Raw genomic sequence first — 20987 nt, 5'->3', positions numbered from 1 at the left:
CGGGTCCGTTCTGACGCGCACCGTCGTGGTGCGAGGTCCGGTGGCGGGGGGTCACCGTGGCAGCCTACGGGCATCTAGGGCGCCGAACAGGCCGTCGGCCTTATTCCAGCCGTCGGCCAAGCGCTGTGCGGTGTCTCGGTGTCCGCCGGCCAGTGCGTCGGCGATCTCGCGGGTGGCGTGCGCGTGCAGCTGCGCGCGGTAGCGGGCGTAGTCGGCCGCGGAGTCCTTGCTGACCATGAACGGCCAGTCGCTGGAGACCGTCAGCAGCGCCTCGCGCAGGATCTGGTCGGCGACCCGGTCGCGCTGCGTGGGGCCCGACGGCGCCGCTGTCTGGGCCAGGGCTTTGTCGACGGCGCCCAAGGCGGTCTCGGTCACCTCGGAGTTCAGCTGCACCAGGTCGGCCACCTTCTCACCGGACCACACCCGCCAGTCCTTGCCCGAACCCCACGAGCTGGGCGGCAGTTCGACGGCCTGGCCGACGAATCCGGCGTTGATGGCATCGGTGAGCGTGCCGACGCGAACCCCGGCTTCGGGCAGTGCTCGCAACACCCGGGCCAGCCAGGTCGGTCCCTCGTACCACCAGTGGCCGAACAGCTCGGTGTCGAATGCGGCAACCACGTGGGCCGGGCGGCCGATCCGCTCGGACTCGGATTGCAGGCGGCCCCGGACCACCCCGACGAAATCGGCGACATGGGCATCGATCGCGGCGTCGGCGCGCTGCGGGTCGTACGGCGCCTTCTGCTCGGGCGAGACGTTGCGGCCCGTTACCCGCGACGGCTTCAAGCCGGTGCGATGGTCATAGGTGTGGAAGTCCCGGTAGGCCTCATGCCCGGGATAGCCCGACTTCGGTGACCACACCCGGTAGCTGACTGCAAGGTCACGGCCGAACGCGATCACGTCGGAGTCACCGACCGGCCGGCCCAGTGTGGTATCGCCGTGCAGCGACGGGCCGTCGACCATGAAGTGCGAAATCCCGGCGGCCGCGTACTCGGTTTCCAGGCCGGGCGTGTATGCACATTCCGGCGCCCAGATTCCGGTGGGGGTGTGGGCCAGCCGCGCCCGGGCGTCGGCCAAACCCTCGTGGAGCGCGAACTGGCGCAGTCGTGGCGCCAGTAGAGGCTGGAACGGGTGGGCTAGCGGACCGCCGAGCAGTTCCACCGTCTGCGCCTGCACCAGCTCCCGAAGTAGCGGGCTGGCGCCGTGGCGCCACAGCAGCGCGAACTCCTCGAGGGCCTGTTCGGCTGCGGCGCTTTCGTGCAGCCCGAACGGGCGAATGTCGGCCAAGGTGGTGGCCTGCGCGGCGCGCAGCTGCCAGTTCGCCAGCCAGTGGTGCATCCCGTCCAGGCAGTACGGGTCGTCGAGCTGGGCGGCGACCACCGGCGTCACCCCGAGTGTGAGCAGGTTTCGCCGGCCTTCGGCGGCCAGCGTGCGCAGCACCCGCACCAGCGGCAGATACGCCGCCGACCAAGATTGGTAGAGCCACTCTTCGCCGACGGGCCAGCGGCCGTGGTGCGCCAGCCAGGGCAGGTGGGTGTGCAGCACCAGGGTGAACAGGCCCGGTACCGAGCCGCTGGCTTCTTCGGTCACCGGCGCACCGCGATCGCCACCAGATCCAGGCTGTCGTCGATGTTGCGCTGCGTGGCTTCGAGGATGTCGAAGTCGTCGCTGGTGACGCCGGCGACATCGGCCAACAAGTCGGCCGGCCAGGGCGCGTCGGCGACCGCCCGCGCGATCTGGGCGTCGATGATCGAGCCGCCGTGTCGGGCGTCCATCGCCCGCAGCGCGGGCCCATGAAAAACTCCGTAGACCCCATCGATTTCGAAACCGCCCTCGATCAGCAGTTCGGTGAGCTCGGCGGCATTGAGTTCGCGGGTGTGAAACGGGTTGATCGGAGTGTCACGGCCGGGGGAGAACGTGATCCGGTTGGGAGTGGACACCATCAGCAACCCGCCGGGCCGCAGCACGCGGGCGCATTCGGCGATGAACTGCCCCTGGTCCCAGAGGTGCTCGATGACCTGGAAGTTGACCACCACGTCCACGGCCGCGTCGGGCAGCGGCAAGTCGGCGAGGTTTCCCTGGACGGCTTCGACGCGCGGGTAGCGGGCTCGCACGTGGGCCACCGCCGCGTCGTCGTAATCCACGCCGATCACCCGCTGGGCCACGCGCGCGATCAGGTCGGCGCCGTAGCCCTCGCCAAACCCGGCCTCCAGGACGTCGCGGCCGCTACAGCGCGGCGCCAGCTGCTGGTAGACCACCTCGTGCCGTCGGAACCAGTAGTTCTCGACGTCCAGTCCGGGGATGGTGCGCTCCCCGGTCAGCGTCAGCGTGCTGTCGCTGGGCGGCGTGCCGGTGGAGTCTCCGGCGGCATTCGTAGATTTCATCGCACAGGCAGGCTAACGCGAAGGGCGCGGTCCATGAACCGGCTACCCCACATGGCATTATCACGACCCGCTACGCTGTACACGCGAACCGCATTAAGTTACCGGTGAGTAACATTCTCGTGCGGCTGCGTGAATCGCTACCCAGTCTTGCGGCCCGCTGCTGCAGGACCCCTTCGAGGAGGACGAACCACACTCATGACGAACATCGTGGTCCTGATCAAACAGGTCCCAGACACCTGGTCGGAGCGCAAGCTCACCGACGGTGACTTCACGCTGGACCGTGAGGCTGCCGACGCCGTGCTCGATGAGATCAACGAGCGGGCCGTCGAAGAGGCTCTGCAGATCCGGGAGAAGGAAGGCGCCGAAGGCACCGTCACCGTGCTGACCGCCGGCCCGGAGCGGGCCACCGAGGCGATCCGCAAGGCGCTGTCGATGGGGGCTGACAAGGCCGTGCACATCCTCGACGACGGCATGAAGGGTTCCGATGTCGTCCAGACCGGTTGGGCGCTGGCGCGCGCGCTGGGCGCCATCGAGGGCACCGAGCTGGTCATCGCCGGCAACGAGTCGACCGACGGTGTCGGCGGCGCGGTTCCGGCGATCATCGCCGAGTACCTGGGTCTGCCGCAGCTGACCCACCTGCGCAAGCTGACCGTCGAGGGCGGCAAGGTCACCGGCGAGCGGGAGACCGACGAGGGCGTGTTCACCCTGGAGGCCTCGCTGCCGGCCGTGGTGAGCGTCAACGAGAAGATCAACGAGCCGCGCTTCCCGTCCTTCAAGGGCATCATGGCCGCCAAGAAGAAGGAAGTCACCGTGCTCAGCCTGGCCGAGATCGGCGTCGAGGCCGACGAGGTTGGTGTCGCCAACGCCGGTACCAAGGTGACTGCTTCGACTCCGAAGCCGCCGAAGACCGCGGGCGAGAAGGTGACCGACGAGGGCGATGGCGGCACCAAGATCGCCGGGTACCTGGTTGCCCAGAAGATCATCTAAGCGATCCCCGGACCTAGCGAAGACGGAAGAAAATAGACATGGCTGAAGTACTTGTGCTCGTTGAGCACGCCGATGGAGCGCTGAAGAAGGTCAGCTCCGAACTGATCACCGCCGCGCGTGAGCTCGGCGAGCCGTCCGCGGTCGTCGTCGGTGCCCCCGGCACTGCCGCCCCGCTGGTGGACGGCCTGAAGGAGGCCGGCGCCGCCAAGATCTACGTGGCCGAGTCCGACGTCGTGGACGGCTACCTGATCACCCCGGTCGTTGACGTGCTGGCCGGGCTGGCCGAGACGGCCGCTCCGGCCGCGGTGCTGATCGCTGCCACCGCCGACGGCAAAGAGGTCGCCGGCCGCTTGGCGGCCCGGATCGGCTCCGGTCTGCTGGTCGACGTGGTCGAGGTCAAGGCGGGCGCCAAGGTGGTGCACTCCATCTTCGGTGGTGCCTACACCGTCGAGGCCGAGCCCACCGGGGAGCTCCCGGTCATCACCGTCCGTGCGGGTGCGGTGGAGCCCGCGCCGGCCGCCGGTGCGGGAGAGCAGGTCACCGTCGAGGTGCCCGCCGCCGCCGAGAACGCCACCAAGATCACCTCGCGTCAGCCGGCCGTGGCCGGTGACCGTCCGGAGCTCACCGAGGCCCCCATCGTGGTGTCCGGTGGTCGCGGTGTCGGCAGCGCCGAGAGCTTCTCGGTGGTCGAGGAGCTGGCCGACTCGCTCGGTGCGGCCGTCGGCGCATCGCGTGCCGCGGTGGACTCGGGCTACTACCCGGGTCAGTTCCAGATCGGCCAGACCGGCAAGACCGTGTCGCCGCAGCTGTACATCGCCCTGGGCATCTCCGGCGCGATCCAGCACCGGGCCGGCATGCAGACGTCCAAGACCATCGTCGTGGTCAACAAGGACGAGGAAGCGCCGATCTTCGAGATCGCCGACTACGGCATCGTCGGCGACCTGTTCAAGGTCGCCCCGCAGCTGACCGAGGCGATCAAGGCCCGCAAGGGTTAGATAAAACCTCACCTGCGTGAGTAGTCGTCAAAGCCCCCGCACGCCTGGCGTGTCGGGGGTTTTGTCGTCTTTGCGGGGCCGTGATGCCGAGTGTGAGCAATTGCGGGAGACCCTCGCCGCCGCCCGTGGGGGTCGCCCTCAGGTGCTGGTGTTGCGCGGCGAGGCCGGGATCGGCAAGACAGTGCTGCTGGACCACCTGGCCGAATCCGCGACGGACTTTCTCGTGATCCGGGCGGCCGGCGTGGAGTCCGACATGGAGCTGGCATTCGCCGGGCTGCAACAGCTGTGTGCACCCGCGGCCGACGAAATCGACCTCCTGCCCGAACCGCAGCGCGATGCGCTGGCCATCGCGTTCGGGATGAGCAGCGGGTCCGCACCCGACCGCTTTCTGGTCGGGTTGGCGGTGTTGGGGCTGCTGGCCGGGATCGCCGCCCGCCGGCCGGTCCTGTGTCTGGTCGACGACGCCCAGTGGCTCGATCGGGTTTCGGCTCAGACGCTGGGGTTTGTGGCGCGGCGACTGCGGGCCGAACCCATCGCGCTGGTGTGCGCCCTGCGCGGGCCCGTCGAGGGCCTGACCGGGCTGCCGAGGCTGATGCTGCGTGGCCTGGCCGACTCCGACGCGCGCGCCGTGCTGGAATCGGCGCTGCCGGGCCGGATCGACCCCCAGGTCGCCGACCGGATCGTCGCCGAGACCCACGGCAACCCACTGGCGCTGCTGGAACTTCCGCGGGGGCTGTCGGCGGCCGAGCTGGCCGGCGGCTACTACCGCCCCGACGTGGTGCCGGTGGCGGGCCAGATCGAACGCCATTACCTGACCCGTGTGCAGGCGTTGCCCGACGCCGCCCAACGGTTCTTGCTGCTGGCCGCCGCCGAGCCGGTGGGGGACGCGGCGCTGCTGCTGCGTGCGGCCGGTGTGCTGGGCCTGACGATTACGGCCCTGGCCCCGGCAGAGGAGGCTGGCCTGATCGAGGTGGGCGCACGGGTGCGGTTCCGCCATCCACTGGTGCGCTCAGCCATCTACCGCGCGGCGAGCCTGGAGGACCGCCGGGATGCCCACCGCGCCCTGGCGCAGGCCACCGACCCGGCGCACGACCCCGATCGACGGGCGTGGCACCGCGCCCATGCGGCGGCCGGGCCGGACGAATCGGTCGCCGTGGAGCTGGAACGCTCCGCTGACCGGGCTGCGTTGCGGGGTGGAACCGCCGCGGCAGCAGCGTTTTTGGCCCGCGCCACTGAACTGACCCCCGATCCGCTGCGGCGCGGAGCCCGTGCGCTCGATGCCGCCGAAGCCAAGCGGGCAGTGGCTGAAATGGAGGCGGCGGAAGCACTGCTGGGCACTGCCGAGCTGGCGCCGCTCGACGAGCTGCAGCGTGCCCGGTTGGCCCGGATGCGAGCACAGTTGGCATTCACCCGCGGCCGCGGCAGCGGCAACGCCGCCACTATTCTTGAGTCGGTTCACCAATTCTTCAGCGCAGCAAGTCATTTAGAATCCATTGATCCGGTGATGGCGCAGCAGGCCCTGCTGGAAGCGGTCAGCTCGGCGATGTATGCGGGCCGGGCGTTCGGAGCGCAGGTGCGCCAGCACACCGCGGCAGCGCTGGCAGCGGGTGTGCGGACGGCCCCGAACCGGCCGGCCGACCTGCTGCTGCTTGCGTTGACCACCCGTATCAGCGCCGGTCCGCAAGCCGGCGTGGAGCCGTTGCGTGCTGCGATTGCCGCACTCACACCGAACACCTGGTCGTGGCAGGCATTTCCGATCGGCTACGAAGCCGCGGTGCACGATGTCTGGGACGACGAGGCCTGGCATCGGATCGCCACTGACGCCGTGCGGGTCGCGACCGACACCGGTGCGCTGGCCATGCTGCCGATCGCGTTGACGACCCGGGCCGGGGTGCACGTGCAGGCGGGTGAGTTCGCGGCGGCGCGCGCGCTGATCGCCGACGCCGACGCACTGAGCGCGGCGGCCGGTCAGACACCGGTGCGCTATCACGCGCTGGCCTTGGCGGCCTGGATCGGCGAGGAATCCGAGGCGGCCGTGCTGATCGACGCCGCGGCACGCAGCGGAGCCGCCCGTGGCGAGGGACGCATCCGCGCACTGATCGGCTACGCCTCCGCCGTGCTCTACAACGGCCTGGGCCGCTACCAGTCGGCATGCGAGCGGCTGCGCGGCGTGCTGGACTACGAAGATCTCGGTATCTACGGGATGAACCTGGCCGAACTGGTGGAGGCCGGGGTGCGCGGCGGTGAGCGGCCGTTGGCCGCCGAGGCGCTGGCCCAGCTGGAGGAACGCACCACAGTCAGCGGAACGGACTGGGGGCTGGGTGTGCTGGCCCGCTCGCGTGCGCTGCTGTGCGACGAACCAGTCGCCGAAGACCACTACATCGAGGCCGTCGAGCGGCTGGGGCGCACCCGGATCGCCGTGGACCTGGCTCGCGCGCATCTGGTGTACGGGGAATGGCTTCGCCGGGAGAAGCGACGTGGCGACGCGCGCCAGCAGCTGCGCACCGCCCACGAGATGTTCACCGGTTTCGGGGCACAGGCCTTCGTGCAGCGCAGCCGTCGGGAACTGCAGGCGATCGGGGACAAGGTCAGCAGCAGGCCCGCGGCCGCCGGTGACGTCATGACACCACAGGAGCAGCAGATCGCCGAGCTGGCCGGGGCCGGCCTGACCAATGTCGAGATCGCGGCGCAGTTGTTCATCAGTGCCCACACCGTCGAATGGCATCTGCGCAAGGTCTTCGCCAAGCTCGGGATCCGCTCGCGCCGGGAGTTGCGCGACACCTCCGTTGGCCCCTGACCGGGGAGCAGACTACGGACTTTCCGGGGTTTCCCCACGGGCGGTGCGATGCCAGGGTCGAGGTATCGCAATCGTGCTCAGCAGAGAGGGTGTGTCGAGGATGAAGATCACTGTGATGGGTGCCAGCGGGCAGATCGGTACCAAGGTCGTCGAGCTGCTGCGCGCCGCCGGCCATGAGACCGTGGCCGCTGCTCGCAGTACGGGTGTCGACGTGCTGACCGGCGACGGCCTGGCCGACGCCCTGTCGAGCGCTGACGTGCTGGTCGACGTGGTCAACTCACCGGATTTCGCCGACGGCCCGGTGCTGGAGTTCTTCACCAAGTCCACCACCAACCTGGTGGCCGCGGCCAAAGCAGCTGACGTCGGCCACTACGTCGTGCTGTCCATCGTGAACGCCGATGGCCTGCCCGACAGTGGCTACATGCGCGCCAAGGTCGCCCAGGAACGGATCATCGCCGATTCCGGATTGCCCTACACCATCGTGCGTGCCACTCAGTTCCACGAGTTCGCCGACGGCATCGTTGCGTCGATCACGGTCGACGGCGAAGTCCGGGCCCCCGAAGGCCTGATTCAGCCGATCGCCGGTGCCGAGGTGGCCGCCGAAATGGCGCGCGCCGCTCAGGCCGCGCCCGTCGACGGGATCATCGACATCGGTGGCCCGCAGAAGCTGACCTTCGCCGAACTGGCCGCTCTGGTGCTGGCCCATCGAGGCGAGGACCTTCCGATCGTCGTCGACCCCGCCGCGCTCTACTTCGGCACCAAGATCGGCGCCACCGGCCTGGTCACCGGCGACGGCGCGACCCTGGCGACCACCCGGCTGGCCGATTGGCAGGCGGCGCAATGAACGAGCTGGCGGGTCAGACGGCGCTGGTGACAGGTGGGACCGCGGGCATCGGACTCGAATCGGCGCGACTGCTGGCGCGGCACGGTGCCGAGGTGATCATCACCGGCCGCTCGGCACAGCGCGGTGCGGCCGCGGTCGCCGAACTCGGCGGCGCAGTGCGATTCGTGGCAGCGGATCTCGCCGACCTCGAGTCGGTGAAATCCTTGGTGCGGCAATGCGGCGACGGCCTGGACATCGTGGTGAACAACGCGGCCAGTTTCCCCGGCGCGCTGACCGTGGAACAGGATGTGGCGTCGTTCGAGTCGACGTTCGACACCAACGTGCGCGGCGCCTACTTCCTGGTCGCCGCCTTGGCGCCGGGCATGTTGCGGCGCGGGCGCGGCAGCATCGTCAACGTCACCAGCATGGTCGCTTTCAAGGGTGTTCCCGGTGCGTCGAGTTACAGCGCCTCCAAAGCCGCGTTGGAGTCGCTGACGCGCACCTGGGCTGCTGAATTCGGCCCGCATGGAGTACGCGTCAACAGTGTGGCCCCGGGACCGACCGCCACCGAGGGGGTCGTCGCCGAATGGGGCGACGTCAACGACGAACTGGGTCGGGCCCTTCCGCTCGGGCGCACCGCGCGTGCCAGCGAGATCGCTGAGGCTGTGCTGTTTCTGGCTTCGCCGCGGTCCAGCTTCATCACCGGATCAACCCTGCATGCCGACGGTGGCGGAGTCGCCGCCTGATCTCGCAGCGAGCAGTCACAGAATCGCACGACGCGAGCAGTTTGAATGCGACTCTGTGTCTGTTCGCGCCGATGAGCGCCGCGACAATTCGTCACCAAGCGTGCACCGACATGTCATGCCGTGATTGCCTCGTCGCTGCCTGGCTGCGCGAGCGTGGCGAGTGTGAGCACTGGTTCTGTTCTCATCGCCCCTGAGCCCGCCACCGATTCTCCCGCTTCCGGGACCGACAACCCCCGCTACTCGCTGCTGTTGTCCACCGACGCCGCCATGATCGAAGCCGCGCAGCGGATGCGATTCGAGGTCTTCAGCACCGAGCCGGGCTTTACCCTGACCGACACCGGCACCGGCCGCCCCGGCCTGGACGCCGACCATTTCGACGAATACTGCGACCACCTGCTGGTGCGCGACGATGACTCCGGAGGGCTGGTCGGCTGCTACCGCATGCTTCCTCCCACCGGCGCTATCGCCGCCGGAGGCCTTTACAGCGCAATGGAATTCGATGTCACCGCGCTGGACCCGCTGCGGCCGTCGCTGGTCGAGATGGGCCGCGCGGTGGTCCGCCCGGGCCACCGCAACGGTGCGGTCGTGCTGCTGATGTGGGCCGGAATCCTGGCTTACCTGGACCGCTACCAGTACGACTACATCACCGGCTGCGTCTCGGTGCCGGTGTGCGGCGAGGGCGCCCCCGGTAGCCAGATCCGGGGCATCCGCGACTTCGTGCGGCGCCGGCACGCCTCTCCGTACCAGGTGACTCCGTATCGGCCGGTGGTGGTCGACGGCAAGGGCCTCGACGAGATCGCGCCGCCGACACGCCCCACCATGCCACCGCTGCTGCGGGGCTACCTGCGCCTGGGCGCGCGGGTCTGCGGCGAGCCGGCCCACGACCCGGCCTTCGGGGTGGGGGACTTTCCGGCTCTGCTGCGCCGCAGCGAGGCCGACACTCGCTACCTGCGCCGACTGCGGTCGGTGTCCGCGGCGTCGGTGGTGGCGGGAGCTCCTGAGGCTGCCGACACTGCTGCACACGCGTGAACCAAACGGCTGTGAACGCGTGGGCGCCCCGGGCCGTCTGCACGCCGCGATGCGTCCGCAGCGGCAGTGAGCGGCCCTTCCCGGGTGTGGTGGCGCTGCGACTGGCGCTGGTGGTGCTGCTGGCGCCGCTGCTGCCACTGCTGGCGGTGCCGATTCCAGGCCGTGTCCAGCTGCAGCGCGGCGCCTGCCGGGTGGTGCTGCGCTGCTTCGGGGTGCGGGTGACGACGACCGGCGGGCCGGTACGCAACCTGCGCGGCATGTTGGTGGTCAGCCCGCACGTGTCCTGGCTGGACGTGTTCGTCATCGGTGCGGTGTCGCCGGGCACGTTCGTGGCGCGCGCCGATTTGATCAGCTGGCCCGGCATCGGAGCGCTGGCCCGCCTGATGCGGATCATCCCCATCGAACGAGACAGTCTGCGTGGGTTGCCGGTGGTGGTGGAGACGGTGGCGGCCCGATTGCGGGCCGGTCGCACGGTCGTGGCGTTCCCGGAGGGCACCACCTGGTGCGGACGGGCCCACGGCCGGTTCTATCCGGCGATGTTCCAGGCCGCCGTGGATGCGGGTCGCCCGGTGCAGCCCTTGCAGCTCACCTATCACCACCCGGACGGGGCGCCGTCGACCGTGCCGGCGTTTGTCGGAGACGACAGCCTGCTGGCTTCGATGCGGCGTCTGATCACCGCGCGCCGCACCATCGCGCAGGTGCATGTCGCGGCCTTGCAGTTGCCAGGAACGGATCGGCGTGAGCTCGCCGCTCGTTGCCAGGCGGCGGCGGGCTGGCGGGTGCGGCCGCGCCGACGAGTCCGCATCGCCTGTTGAGCAGCGCGGCCGCCCGCCGCAGCGCCGGGGCAGCCGCAGGTGCCCGGTATCCTGGGCAGGTCATGGTCTATCTGGATCACGCAGCCACCACCCCGATGCACCCGCAGGCCATCGAGGCGATGGCAGCTGTGCTGGGCACTGTCGGAAACGCCTCTTCGCTGCACGCCGCCGGCCGCGCCGCGCGCCGCCGGATGGAGGAGTCCCGGGAGTCCATCGCCGCACGGCTGGGTGCGCGCCCGTCTGAGGTGGTGTTCACCTCCGGCGGCACCGACGGCGACAACCTGGCCGTCAAGGGCATCTACTGGGCGCGCCGCGACGCCGATGCGCAGCGGCGCCGGATCATCACCACCGAGGTCGAGCACCACGCCGTGCTGGATGCGGTGGGCTGGCTCGCCGAACACGAGGGCGCCGAGATCACCTGGCTGCCCACCCACGCCGACGGGTCGGTGTCACCGGAGGCGCTACGCGAGGAATTGGACGACGGCCGGGCCGACGACGTCGCCCTGGTGTCGGCGATGTGGGCCAACAATGAAGTCGGAACGGTCCTGCCGGTCGCTGAACTGGCCGCGATCGCCACGCAGTTCGGGGTGCCGATGCACTCCGACGCCGTCCAGGCCGTCGGGCAGCTGCCCGTCGACTTCGGCGCCAGCGGGCTGTCCGCGCTGAGCCTGACCGCCCACAAGTTCGGCGGGCCGTGCGGGACCGGCGCACTGCTGATTCGTCGTGACGTGACCTGCGTCCCGCTCACGCACGGCGGGGGACAAGAGCGTGACATCCGTTCCGGCACAGCCGATGTCGCCGGAGCGGTCGGCATGGCAGCGGCGCTCCAGGTTGCCGTGGACTCGTTGGAGGCCACCGCCGACCGGGTTGCGGGCCTGCGCGACCGGCTCATCGACGGAGTGCTCGCCAGGATCGACGACACCCGGGTCAACGGGTCGCGCACCCAACGCCTGCCCGGCAACGCACACTTCACCTTCGCCGGCTGCGAAGGCGACTCGCTGCTGATGCTGCTGGACGCCAACGGCATCGAATGCTCCACCGGATCTGCCTGCACTGCCGGTGTGCCGCAGCCCTCGCACGTGCTGACCGCGATGGGCGCCGACCCGGTCGCGGCCCGCGGATCGCTGCGACTGTCGTTGGGGCACACCAGCGTCGACGGTGACGTCGACGCTGTGCTGGCCGTGCTGCCCGGCGCGGTGGACCGGGCCCGCCAGGCGATGCTGGCTGCCGCGGGAGTGAGCGCGATGAGGGTGGCCCGGTGAAGGTGGTCGCCGCGATGAGCGGCGGAGTGGACTCCTCGGTGGCGGCGGCCCGCATGGTCGACGCCGGCCACGAGGTGGTCGGTGTGCATCTGGCGCTGTCCCGTAACCCGGGCACCCTTCGCACCGGCTCGCGGGGGTGCTGCTCGCGGGAGGATTCCGATGACGCCCGCCGCGTCGCCGACGTGCTGGGCATTCCGTTCTATGTGTGGGACTTCTCCGAGCAGTTCAAGGACGAGGTGATCGACGACTTCGTCGAGTCCTACGCCCGCGGCGAGACCCCCAATCCGTGTATGCGGTGCAACGAGAAGATCAAGTTCTCTGCGGTGGCCGCCCGAGCGTTGGCGCTGGGTTTCGACATGGTGGCCACCGGCCACTATGCCCGGCTCGCCGACGGTCGACTGCGCCGCGCGGTGGACGCCGACAAGGACCAGTCCTACGTGCTCGCGGTGCTCTCCGCCGAGCAGCTCCGGCACGCGGCGTTCCCGATCGGGGACACCCCCAAGCCGCAGATCCGCGCCGAAGCCGCCGAACGCGGCCTGGCGGTGGCGAGCAAGCCCGACAGTCACGACATCTGCTTCATCCCGACCGGCGACACTCGCACCTTCCTCGGCGGTCACATCGGAGTACGGCCCGGAGCTGTGGTGGACACCGGCGGATCGGTGCTCGCTGAACACGACGGGGTGCACGGCTTCACCATCGGCCAGCGCAAGGGTCTGGGCATCGCCGGGCCCGGGCCGGACGGCCAGCCGCGCTACGTGACCGGTATCGACGCCGCGACCGGCACGGTCACCGTCGGGTCGGCCGCCGACTTGAACGTGGTGGAGCTGACCGGGCGGGCGCCGGTGTTCACCTCGGGGCAGCCGTGGCGCGGCCCAGTCGAGTGCGAGGTGCAGGTGCGCGCCCATGGTGAGACGGTCGGTGCGGTAGCCGAACTGGTCGGTGACATGTTGCAGGTGCGGCTACGCGAGCCGTTGCGCGGCGTGGCCCGCGGCCAGACCCTGGCCTGCTACCGGCCGGACGCGCACGGCGACGAAGTGATCGCCAGCGCCACCATCGCCGCCACGGCGCGTAGCGTCAGCCCTTAGCGCCGAACGTGTACTGAGCGCGACGATGCGGCGATTTTTTCGCCCTGAATGCACGTTCGGCGCGGGGAAGTGCGCCTAACCGGGCACCGCGGAAGCCATGTTCGTCACCACCAGGTCGGCGTCGGACGCCGAAAAGCCGCAGTACGTGACCTCCAACAGCACCACCGACTTGACCTGATAGGCCCGGCCACAATCACCGGCGTGGGTACGCAGGGACTCCTCGTTGGCATCCCAGTCGCTGACCAGCCCAGGTCCGGCGGAGGTGTCGGCGCACTCGGAGACCGTGGCCACCAGCGCGTCGAGAGCGTGGTGGGCGGCCTCGCTTTCGGGGTAGACGGCAGCGCCCTCCGAGAGCATTGCGGCCTTCGGCGGGTACTGGTAGGTGGTCTTGTGGAAACGCGTCATCGCGGACCCGAACACCGCGGTCTCGGCGAAGATGAAACGGCACGGCGGCGGGATGGTGGCGGCGAGGTCGTCGATGTCCACCGGAGAGCTGGAATCCATGGTGGGGATGACCGTCAGCTGCTCGTCGGCGCCGACGATGGCCCGCATCCGGGGCGTGCCGAGCATGATCCGGCCGAGGTCCACGGTGCCGGCGGGAGCCGGCAGCGCCACCGGTGGCAGCGCCGTGCCGTCGACCAGCCGGGTGCAGCCCACCACCGCTGCCGTTACGGCCAAGATCGGCACCAGCCGCGACATCCTCACCACCGAAGGCTAGCCCGCCGTGCCCGGGGTCATGTCACTTCAATACGGTTGCCCGGTGACTGCTTTCGCCACTGGGACCGGACTGGGGTCGTGGCCGGGCACCTCGGCGCGCGCGGCGGCCGAGGTGGTGGTCGGTGAGTTGGGCGGCAGCCTGGCCCACCTGGTTGAGCTGCCGGGGCGCGGAGTGGGCGCCGACATGATCGGTCGGACCGGCGCGCTGCTGGTCGACATCGCCATCGACACCGCGCCGCGCGGCTACCGGCTGGCGGCGCGTCCCGGAGCGGTGAGCCGGCGCGCGGTGAGCCTGCTCGGCGAGGACGCCGATGCCCTGGAAGAGGCATGGGAAGTCGCCGGCCTGCGGGGCAGCGGGCATCCGGTCAAGGTGCAGGCCGCCGGTCCGCTGACTCTGGCCGCGGAGCTGGAACTGGCCAACGGGCACCGGGCGATCACCGACCCCGGGGCGCTGCGGGACCTGGCCGCATCGCTGGCAGAGGGTCTCAAGTCGCACCGGGCCGAGCTGTCCCGCCGGCTCGAGACGCCGGTGATCGTGCAGCTCGACGAGCCGTCGCTGGCCGCCGCGGTGACCGGCCGGCTGGCCGGCGTTACCGCATTGAGCCCGGTGGCCGCCATCGACGAGTCGGTGGCGACCGCGCTGCTCGACGGCTGCGCCGAGATGATCGGAGGCGAGGTGCTGGTGCACAGTTGTGCATCGAGACTTCCGTGGAATGTGTTGCAGCGCAGTTCTATCACCGCGCTGGCGTTGGACTGCACCGCGTTGGAATCCGCCGACTACGACCAGATCGGCGCCTTCGTCGACTCCGGCCGCACCCTGGTTGTGGGGCTGGTTCCCGCACTCGCTCCGGGGCGGAGGCCCGACGTCGAAGAGCTGGCGACCGCGGTCGCGGCGATCACCGACCGGATCGGATTCCCCCGCTCGGTGCTGGCCGAGCGGATCGGGATCAGCCCGGTCTGCGGGATGGCCGGCGCCGACGCCGCGTGGGCGCGAACCGCGGTCGGGCTGGTGCGCAAAGTGGGCGAGGCGCTGGCGAGTGATCCCGAGGCGGTGTGAGGAGCTGTTAGGCCTCATCTAGACACCGGATCAACCGCGCCGACGCGGTCAGCCGAAACGACGCGTCGACCAGCTCGCCCACCTCGTCCCAATCCACCTCAGCTGCAACGAAATCCAGTCCCAACCAACCGGACGGACCGAGATACATCGGCGAGAAGAATCGCGGGTCCTGCGCCAGGGCCCGTCGCTCGGACTCGTCGACCTTGACCAGCAGCGCATGCGGGTAGGGCACCATCACACCAGTGGCTTTGCTGTTGCCGCCGTAGATCGCGAACATCTTCGGGGCGCAGAACACCGGGCGGCCGTGGGAGATCTTCTCGAAGGCTTCGGGAAGGCCCAGCGCGATGCGTCGCAGCTCCGCCAGACCAGGGTCGTCGTCGTGGTACATGATCGGGTGCGGCATGCCGCCAGGGTAGTCAGGCGATAACCTGCGGGGGTGAGTCCAGAGGCCGACAGCGTCCCCCCGGACCTCCGGCGGCAGTGGTATGAACTGGCCGAAGAGGTGCGCGAGCACCAGTTCCGCTACTACATCAAAGACGCGCCGATCATCACCGACGCCGACTTCGACGGGCTGTTCAACCGGCTGCTCGCGCTGGAGGACGCGCACCCGGAACTGCGCACCCCCGACTCACCCACCCAGCTGGTGGGCGGTGCCGGGTTCACCACCGAATTCACGCCCGCTGAGCACCTGGAGCGGATGCTGTCGCTGGAAGACGTGTTCTCACCCGACGAGCTGACGGCCTGGGCGGGCCGGGTCATCGGCGAGATCGGCGGCGATACCGCCTATCTGTGCGAACTCAAGGTCGACGGGGTGGCGCTCGGGCTGGTGTATCGCAACGGCCGATTGGTCAGCGGCGCCACCCGCGGCGACGGCCGGGTCGGTGAGGACGTGACGCTCAACGCGCGCACCATCACCGACATCCCCGAATTCCTGAACACCGATACCGAATTCCCGGTCCCGGCGGTGCTGGAGGTACGTGGCGAGGTGTACTTCCGGCTGGAGGACTTCGAAACCCTCAACGCCGGCCTGGTCGCCGACGGCAAGCCGCCGTTCGCCAACCCCCGCAACAGCGCGGCGGGCTCCCTGCGGCAGAAGAACCCGGCCGTCACCGCCCGACGAAACCTGCGGATGGTCTGCCACGGCCTCGGCTACGCCGAAGGATTCAGCCCCGACACCCTGCATGAGGCCTACTCCGCGATGAAGGCCTGGGGGCTGCCGGTCTCCACCCACACCGCCCGGGTCGAGGGGATGGCCGCGGTGGCCGAACGCATCAGCTACTGGGGCGAACACCGCCACGCCGTCGAACACGAAATCGACGGTGTCGTCGTCAAAGTCGACGACCGGTCGCTGCAGCGCCGGCTCGGCGCCACCTCCCGGGTACCGCGCTGGGCGGTGGCCTACAAATACCCGCCGGAGGAGGCTCAGACCACGCTGGTCGATATCCGGGTCAGCGTCGGCCGCACCGGCCGGGTCACCCCGTTCGCCTATATGACCCCGGTCAAGGTCGCCGGCTCCACGGTGTCGCTGGCCACCCTGCACAACGCCTCGGAGGTCAAGCGCAAGGGCGTGCTGATCGGGGACACCGTGGTGATCCGTAAGGCCGGTGACGTGATCCCCGAGGTGCTCGGGCCGGTGGTCGACCTGCGCGACGGCAGCGAGCGGGAGTTCGTCATGCCGACCCATTGCCCGGAATGCGGAACCCTGTTGGCCCCGGCCAAGGAAGCCGACGTCGACATCCGCTGCCCGAACGCCCGGTCCTGCCCGGCGCAGCTGCGCGAGCGAGTCTTCCACGTCGCCGGGCGCGGCGCCTTCGACATCGAGGCGCTGGGTTACGAAGCGGCGATCGCGCTGCTGGGCGCCGGCGTCATCACCGACGAGGGCGATCTGTTCACCCTCACCGAGGACGACCTGCTGCGCACCGAGTTGTTCACGACCAAGGACGGCGCGCTGTCCAAAAACGGCCGGCAACTGCTGGCCAACCTGGACAAGGCCAAATCCCAACCGCTGTGGCGGGTGTTGGTGGCGTTGTCGATCCGTCACGTCGGCCCGACCGCGGCCCGGGCGCTGGCCACCGAATTCGGCAGCCTGGACGCGATCACCGAGGCGTCCACGGAACAGCTGGCCGCCGTCGAGGGCGTCGGCCCCACCATCGCCGCCGCGGTCACCGAATGGTTCGACGTCGACTGGCACCGCGCCATCGTCGACAAGTGGCGAGCGGCCGGGGTCCGGATGGCCGACGAACGCGACGAGAGCATCGAACGCACCCTGGAAGGTCTGAGCATCGTCGTGACGGGCTCGCTGACCGGCTTCTCCCGCGACCAGGCCAAGGAGGCGATTGTGGTGCGCGGCGGGCGCGCGGCCGGGTCGGTGTCGAAGAAGACCGCCTACGTGGTGGCAGGCGACGCGCCCGGCTCCAAATACGACAAGGCCGTCGAGCTCGGGGTGCCGGTCCTGGACGAGGAGGGCTTCCGCGCCCTGCTGGAGAACGGTCCGGGGGATAGCGGCAGCGAGACCCCGGACGACGACTCGGCACAGACCGACTAGCGCAGCAGCGTTGCCACGATCCCGGCCAGATAGCCCAACCGGACCACTTCGGCGGGCAGGAAGGCCGGACCTCCGGTGCGGCCCAGCACGACGGCGGTGCGGGGGTTGCCCAGCGGCGCGGCCGCCAGGGCGACATCCATCTCTCGCCACACCGGCGGCACCCAGGCGGCAGTGTTGTCCAAGGCAGCGGCCTGCTCGATCGGCAGCCACGGCACCGCGCTGACCTGAGTCTCCGGGATGCCCGGACTACCGGCGAGCCGACGGAACGTCCCGTCGTCCCCATCGCTGCGCAGCACCGCGCACCAGCTGACCCGCAGCACCCGCGGCGCTTCGTTGGCCAGCTTCTGCAACTTGGCGCTGCGGTCGCCGGCGACCGCGACGTGGTCGATGAGCTCGAGTTCACGGTGCGCATCCAGCAGTCCGGTGTGCGGGCGAATACTGTGCACCCGAACTCCGGGCAACCGTTCGGCGGCGGTGATCAGCACGTCAGGCATCGACCCCTGCGGCAGTTCGACCACCAGGTCGTCGATCGCCGAGCCGCTTCCGCGTTCCACAACGTCCAGCGACAAGATGTCGGCGCCCACCGAGCCCAGACCCACGGCCAGCGAACCCAGGCTGCCGGGGCGGTCGTCGAGTTCGACGCGCAGCAGATAGGAAGGCATGGGCAAACCTTCCCACAGCCCGTCCGGGCGCGCCGCGAGTGAGTCTGACTTCACGCTCGCCACCGCACGCTGGCTTAACGCTCGGCGTGAGCGGACGACTGATCTGATGGCGTCGGCCCGCAGCGCCCGGCTTCGCCGCGCTTGCGACCGACGCTAGGCTTTGCACCCGTGTCCCAGATCTCCCGTGACGACGTATCCCACCTGGCCCGGTTGGCCCGGCTGGCGCTGACCGACGCCGAGTTGGACGGCTTCGCAGGCCAGCTCGATGCGATCCTGACCCATGTCAGCACGATTCAGGCTGTCGACGTCACTGGCGTCGAGGCGACCGATAACCCGCTCAAGGACGTCAACGTCACCCGGCCGGACGAGATTGTCGCCGGGCTGACCCAGGCCGAGGCGCTGGCCGCCGCGCCGCGTGCCGCCGAGAACCGTTTCGCGGTTCCGCAGATCCTGGGGGAGAGCCAGTGAGTGAGCTGATCCGATCCGACGCGGCCACCCTGGCGGCCAAGATCGCCGCCCGTGAGGTGTCCTCGGTCGAGGTCACCCGCGCCCACCTCGACCAGATCGCGGCCACCGACGATCGCTACGGGGCGTTCCTGCACGTCGGCGCCGACGAGGCCTTGGCCGCCGCGGAAGCGGCCGACCAGGCGATCGCCGCCGGCGCGGCACCGTCGGCGCTGGCCGGGGTGCCACTCGCCCTCAAGGACGTGTTCACCACGGTCGACGCGCCCACGACCTGCGGATCGAAGATCCTGGAAGGCTGGCGGGCCCCCTACGACGCGACCGTCACCGCGCGGCTGCGCGCAGCGGGCATCCCGATCCTGGGCAAGACCAACATGGACGAGTTCGCCATGGGCTCGTCGACGGAGAACTCCGCCTACGGTCCGACCCGCAACCCGTGGGATGTCGAGCGGGTGCCGGGCGGCTCGGGCGGCGGCAGTGCCGCGGCGCTGGCGGCGTTTCAGGCGCCACTGGCCATCGGCACCGACACCGGCGGCTCGATCCGCCAGCCGGCCGCGCTGACCGCCACCGTCGGCGTGAAGCCCACCTACGGCACCGTGAGCCGCTACGGGCTGGTGGCGTGCGCGTCGTCGCTGGACCAGGGCGGGCCGTGCGCACGCACCGTGGCCGACACCGCGCTGCTGCACTCGGTGATCGCCGGGCACGACCCGCGCGACTCCACCTCGCTGGACGTACCGGTGCCCGACGTCGTCGGCGCCGCGCGCGCCGGGGCCACCGGTGATCTGTCGGGTGTGCGGATCGGGGTGGTGCGCCAGCTGCACAGTGGGGAGGGCTACCAGCCCGGCGTGCTGGCGTCGTTCAACGCCGCCGTCGAACAGTTGACAGCGCTGGGCGCGCAGATCTCTGAAGTGGACTGCCCGCACTTCGACTACTCGCTGAGCGCCTACTACCTGATCCTGCCGTCGGAGGTGTCGTCCAACCTGGCGCGCTTCGATGCGATGCGCTTCGGGCTGCGGGTCGGCGACGACGGCACCCACAGCGCCGAGGAGGTGATGGCGTTGACCCGCGCGGCCGGCTTCGGTCCTGAGGTTAAGCGGCGCATCATGCTCGGCACCTACGCGCTGTCGGCCGGCTACTACGACGCCTACTACAACCAGGCCCAGAAGGTGCGCACCCTGATCGCGCGCGACCTCGACGAGGCGTACAAGTCGGTGGACGTGCTGATCTCGCCGACGACGCCCACCACGGCGTTCCGGCTGGGGGAGAAGGTTGACGACCCGCTGGCCATGTACCTGTTCGACTTGTGCACGCTGCCGCTGAACCTGGCCGGACACTGCGGCATGTCGGTGCCGTCCGGGCTGTCCGGCGACGACGGGCTGCCGGTGGGTCTGCAGATCATGGCGCCGGCGCTGGCCGATGACCGGCTGTACCGGGTGGGCGCTGCCTACGAGGCGGCCCGCGGGGAGCTGGCCAGCGCGATCTAATCCGCGAGCAGTCACAGAATCGCATTCGTTGGGCACTTTTAGCGCGATTCTGTGTCTGCTCGGCGTAGGGACGCCAACCCCGGCAAGATGGTGACCATGCGGATCGGAGTGCTCACCGGCGGCGGCGACTGTCCGGGATTGAACGCGGTGATCAGGGCGGTGGTGCGCACCTGCGACTCCCGCTACGGCTCGACGGTGGTCGGATTCGAGGACGGCTGGCGCGGCCTGCTGGAGAACCGGCGCATCCAGTTGGCCAACGACGACCGCAACGACCGACTGCTGGCCAAGGGCGGCACCATGCTCGGGACCGCCCGGGTAAACCCGGACAAGTTGCGCGCCGGGCTGGCCCAGGTGAAGCAGACCCTCGATGACAACGGCATCGATGTGCTCATCCCTATTGGCGGTGAGGGGACCTTGACTGCGGCGCACTGGCTGTCGCAGGAGAACGTCCCGGTGGTCGGGGTACCCAAGACCATCGACAACGACATCGACTGCACCGATGTCACTTTCGGCCACGACACCGCGCTGCAGGTCGCCACCGACGCCATTGACCGACTGCACTCCACTGCCGAATCTCACCAGCGGGTGATGCTGGTCGAGGTGATGGGCCGCCACGCCGGCTGGATCGCGCTCAACGCCGGCCTGGCCTCCGGCGCCCACATGACGCTGATCCCCGAGCAACCCTTCGACGTCGAAGAGGTGTGCCGGCTGGTCAAGCAGCGCTTCCAACACGGGTCGTCGCACTTCATCTGCGTCGTCGCCGAAGGGGCCAAACCCGCTGCCGGCTCCATGGAGCTACGGGCCGGCGGTGTCGACGAGTTCGGCCACGAACGGTTCACCGGCGTGGCCGCCCAGCTGGCAGTCGAGATCGAAAGGCGCGTCAAGAAGGAGGTCCGCACTACCGTGCTGGGCCACGTGCAGCGCGGCGGCACCCCGACTGCCTACGACCGGGTCCTCGCGACCCGCTTCGGCGTCAACGCCGCCGACGCCGCCCACGCCGGCGAATACGGAATGATGGTGTCGCTGCGTGGCCAGGAGATCGGTAGGGTGGCGTTGGCCGATGCGGTCCGACAGCTCAAAGTGGTGCCGCAGAGCCGCTACGACGATGCGGCGGCGTTCTTCGGCTAGCTCGCGTGTGGC

19 protein-coding genes are annotated in these 20987 nt (G+C 69.8%); 14 read left to right on the top strand and 5 right to left on the bottom strand.

Annotated features, from left to right (window positions below; genetic code table 11):
• Positions 1 to 51: 51 nt before the first annotated feature.
• Together NM962_00675 and NM962_00670 are read right to left on the bottom strand one after the other, a co-directional pair.
• On the bottom strand, positions 52 to 1587 hold the full coding sequence (locus tag NM962_00675) for a glycoside hydrolase family 57 protein (GenBank protein ID UVO12716.1): 1536 nt from the start codon (positions 1585 to 1587) through the stop codon (positions 52 to 54).
• Positions 1584 to 2381, bottom strand: a complete 798-nt coding sequence (locus NM962_00670; protein ID UVO12715.1) for a class I SAM-dependent methyltransferase — start codon at positions 2379 to 2381, stop codon at positions 1584 to 1586. Before NM962_00670 ends, NM962_00675 begins: the two co-directional genes overlap by 4 nt.
• Positions 2382 to 2576: 195 nt before the next feature.
• Here NM962_00670 and NM962_00665 point away from each other — a divergent pair, with 195 nt between their 5' ends.
• The 9 genes from NM962_00665 (at position 2577) to mnmA (ending at position 12920) form a co-directional block, all read left to right on the top strand.
• Entirely contained in the window at positions 2577 to 3368 is a 792-nt protein-coding gene (locus tag NM962_00665; GenBank protein UVO12714.1) for an electron transfer flavoprotein subunit beta/FixA family protein, read from the top strand.
• A 38-nt stretch (positions 3369 to 3406) separates the two neighbouring features.
• Complete coding sequence (locus NM962_00660) at positions 3407 to 4363, top strand: electron transfer flavoprotein subunit alpha/FixB family protein (GenBank protein UVO12713.1); 957 nt, start codon at positions 3407 to 3409, stop codon at positions 4361 to 4363.
• 100 nt (positions 4364 to 4463) lie between these two features.
• Positions 4464 to 7160: a LuxR C-terminal-related transcriptional regulator gene (locus NM962_00655; protein UVO12712.1), complete on the top strand. Its 2697-nt coding sequence runs from the start codon at positions 4464 to 4466 to the stop codon at positions 7158 to 7160.
• A gap of 100 nt (positions 7161 to 7260) precedes the next feature.
• Positions 7261 to 8004: an SDR family oxidoreductase gene (locus NM962_00650; GenBank protein ID UVO12711.1), complete on the top strand. Its 744-nt coding sequence runs from the start codon at positions 7261 to 7263 to the stop codon at positions 8002 to 8004.
• On the top strand, positions 8001 to 8729 hold the full coding sequence (locus NM962_00645; protein ID UVO12710.1) for an SDR family oxidoreductase: 729 nt from the start codon (positions 8001 to 8003) through the stop codon (positions 8727 to 8729). The genes NM962_00650 and NM962_00645 overlap by 4 nt, the downstream gene beginning before the upstream one ends.
• Positions 8730 to 8891: 162 nt before the next feature.
• Positions 8892 to 9758 (top strand): GNAT family N-acetyltransferase, encoded by an 867-nt coding sequence (locus NM962_00640; protein UVO12709.1) that lies wholly within the window; start codon positions 8892 to 8894, stop codon positions 9756 to 9758.
• Between the two features lie 11 nt (positions 9759 to 9769).
• On the top strand, positions 9770 to 10573 hold the full coding sequence (locus tag NM962_00635) for a 1-acyl-sn-glycerol-3-phosphate acyltransferase (protein UVO12708.1): 804 nt from the start codon (positions 9770 to 9772) through the stop codon (positions 10571 to 10573).
• A 62-nt stretch (positions 10574 to 10635) separates the two neighbouring features.
• Positions 10636 to 11835, top strand: a complete 1200-nt coding sequence (locus NM962_00630) for a cysteine desulfurase (protein UVO12707.1) — start codon at positions 10636 to 10638, stop codon at positions 11833 to 11835.
• A complete protein-coding gene (gene mnmA / locus NM962_00625; GenBank protein ID UVO12706.1) occupies positions 11832 to 12920 on the top strand; it encodes a tRNA 2-thiouridine(34) synthase MnmA in 1089 nt (362 codons plus the stop codon). The genes NM962_00630 and mnmA overlap by 4 nt, the downstream gene beginning before the upstream one ends.
• A gap of 75 nt (positions 12921 to 12995) precedes the next feature.
• Here mnmA and NM962_00620 read toward each other — a convergent pair whose 3' ends face one another.
• Complete coding sequence (locus NM962_00620; protein UVO14929.1) at positions 12996 to 13619, bottom strand: sensor domain-containing protein; 624 nt, start codon at positions 13617 to 13619, stop codon at positions 12996 to 12998.
• Positions 13620 to 13680: 61 nt separating this feature from the next.
• Here NM962_00620 and NM962_00615 point away from each other — a divergent pair, with 61 nt between their 5' ends.
• Positions 13681 to 14694 (top strand): methionine synthase, encoded by a 1014-nt coding sequence (locus tag NM962_00615; GenBank protein ID UVO12705.1) that lies wholly within the window; start codon positions 13681 to 13683, stop codon positions 14692 to 14694.
• Positions 14695 to 14701: 7 nt separating this feature from the next.
• On the opposite strand, the gene NM962_00610 is transcribed toward NM962_00615, so the two are convergent.
• On the bottom strand, positions 14702 to 15097 hold the full coding sequence (locus tag NM962_00610; GenBank protein ID UVO12704.1) for an MmcQ/YjbR family DNA-binding protein: 396 nt from the start codon (positions 15095 to 15097) through the stop codon (positions 14702 to 14704).
• A gap of 33 nt (positions 15098 to 15130) precedes the next feature.
• On the opposite strand from NM962_00610, the gene ligA reads away from it, so the two are divergent.
• Positions 15131 to 17239, top strand: coding sequence for an NAD-dependent DNA ligase LigA (gene ligA, locus NM962_00605; protein UVO12703.1), 2109 nt, complete (start codon positions 15131 to 15133; stop codon positions 17237 to 17239).
• Here ligA and NM962_00600 read toward each other — a convergent pair.
• Positions 17236 to 17901: an amino acid-binding protein gene (locus tag NM962_00600; GenBank protein UVO12702.1), complete on the bottom strand. Its 666-nt coding sequence runs from the start codon at positions 17899 to 17901 to the stop codon at positions 17236 to 17238. The genes ligA and NM962_00600 overlap by 4 nt on opposite strands.
• Before the next feature lie 168 nt (positions 17902 to 18069).
• Between NM962_00600 and gatC the strand changes: the two genes are divergently transcribed.
• The 3 genes from gatC to NM962_00585 all read left to right on the top strand — a co-directional run bounded on the left by gatC (position 18070) and on the right by NM962_00585 (position 20975).
• Positions 18070 to 18369 carry an Asp-tRNA(Asn)/Glu-tRNA(Gln) amidotransferase subunit GatC gene (gene gatC / locus NM962_00595; GenBank protein UVO12701.1) on the top strand — a complete coding sequence of 100 codons (300 nt, stop codon included), beginning with the start codon at positions 18070 to 18072 and terminating at the stop codon, positions 18367 to 18369.
• Positions 18366 to 19847: an Asp-tRNA(Asn)/Glu-tRNA(Gln) amidotransferase subunit GatA gene (gene gatA, locus NM962_00590; protein UVO12700.1), complete on the top strand. Its 1482-nt coding sequence runs from the start codon at positions 18366 to 18368 to the stop codon at positions 19845 to 19847. Before gatC ends, gatA begins: the two co-directional genes overlap by 4 nt.
• A gap of 96 nt (positions 19848 to 19943) precedes the next feature.
• Positions 19944 to 20975 (top strand): 6-phosphofructokinase, encoded by a 1032-nt coding sequence (locus NM962_00585; protein ID UVO14928.1) that lies wholly within the window; start codon positions 19944 to 19946, stop codon positions 20973 to 20975.
• The last annotated feature ends 12 nt before the right edge of the window (positions 20976 to 20987 follow it).

It is taken from the genome of Mycobacterium sp. SVM_VP21 (assembly GCA_024758765.1).
GTDB classification, from domain to species: domain Bacteria; phylum Actinomycetota; class Actinomycetes; order Mycobacteriales; family Mycobacteriaceae; genus Mycobacterium; species Mycobacterium heraklionense_C.
Note: the sequence above shows the minus strand (reverse complement) of the source record. Positions and strands in the feature narration are given on the sequence as shown.

Excerpts from the sequence above, each read along its gene's own strand:
- NM962_00670 (UVO12715.1), bottom strand. The coding sequence starts at position 2,381 with ATGAAATCTACGAATGCCGCCGGAGACTCCACCGGCACGCCGCCCAGC.
- NM962_00665 (UVO12714.1), top strand. The coding sequence starts at position 2,577 with ATGACGAACATCGTGGTCCTGATCAAACAGGTCCCAGACACCTGGTCG.
- NM962_00660 (UVO12713.1), top strand. The coding sequence starts at position 3,407 with ATGGCTGAAGTACTTGTGCTCGTTGAGCACGCCGATGGAGCGCTGAAG.
- NM962_00650 (UVO12711.1), top strand. The coding sequence starts at position 7,261 with ATGAAGATCACTGTGATGGGTGCCAGCGGGCAGATCGGTACCAAGGTC.
- NM962_00645 (UVO12710.1), top strand. The coding sequence starts at position 8,001 with ATGAACGAGCTGGCGGGTCAGACGGCGCTGGTGACAGGTGGGACCGCG.
- NM962_00630 (UVO12707.1), top strand. The coding sequence starts at position 10,636 with ATGGTCTATCTGGATCACGCAGCCACCACCCCGATGCACCCGCAGGCC.
- NM962_00620 (UVO14929.1), bottom strand. The coding sequence starts at position 13,619 with ATGTCGCGGCTGGTGCCGATCTTGGCCGTAACGGCAGCGGTGGTGGGC.
- NM962_00610 (UVO12704.1), bottom strand. The coding sequence starts at position 15,097 with ATGCCGCACCCGATCATGTACCACGACGACGACCCTGGTCTGGCGGAG.
- NM962_00600 (UVO12702.1), bottom strand. The coding sequence starts at position 17,901 with ATGCCTTCCTATCTGCTGCGCGTCGAACTCGACGACCGCCCCGGCAGC.
- NM962_00585 (UVO14928.1), top strand. The coding sequence starts at position 19,944 with ATGCGGATCGGAGTGCTCACCGGCGGCGGCGACTGTCCGGGATTGAAC.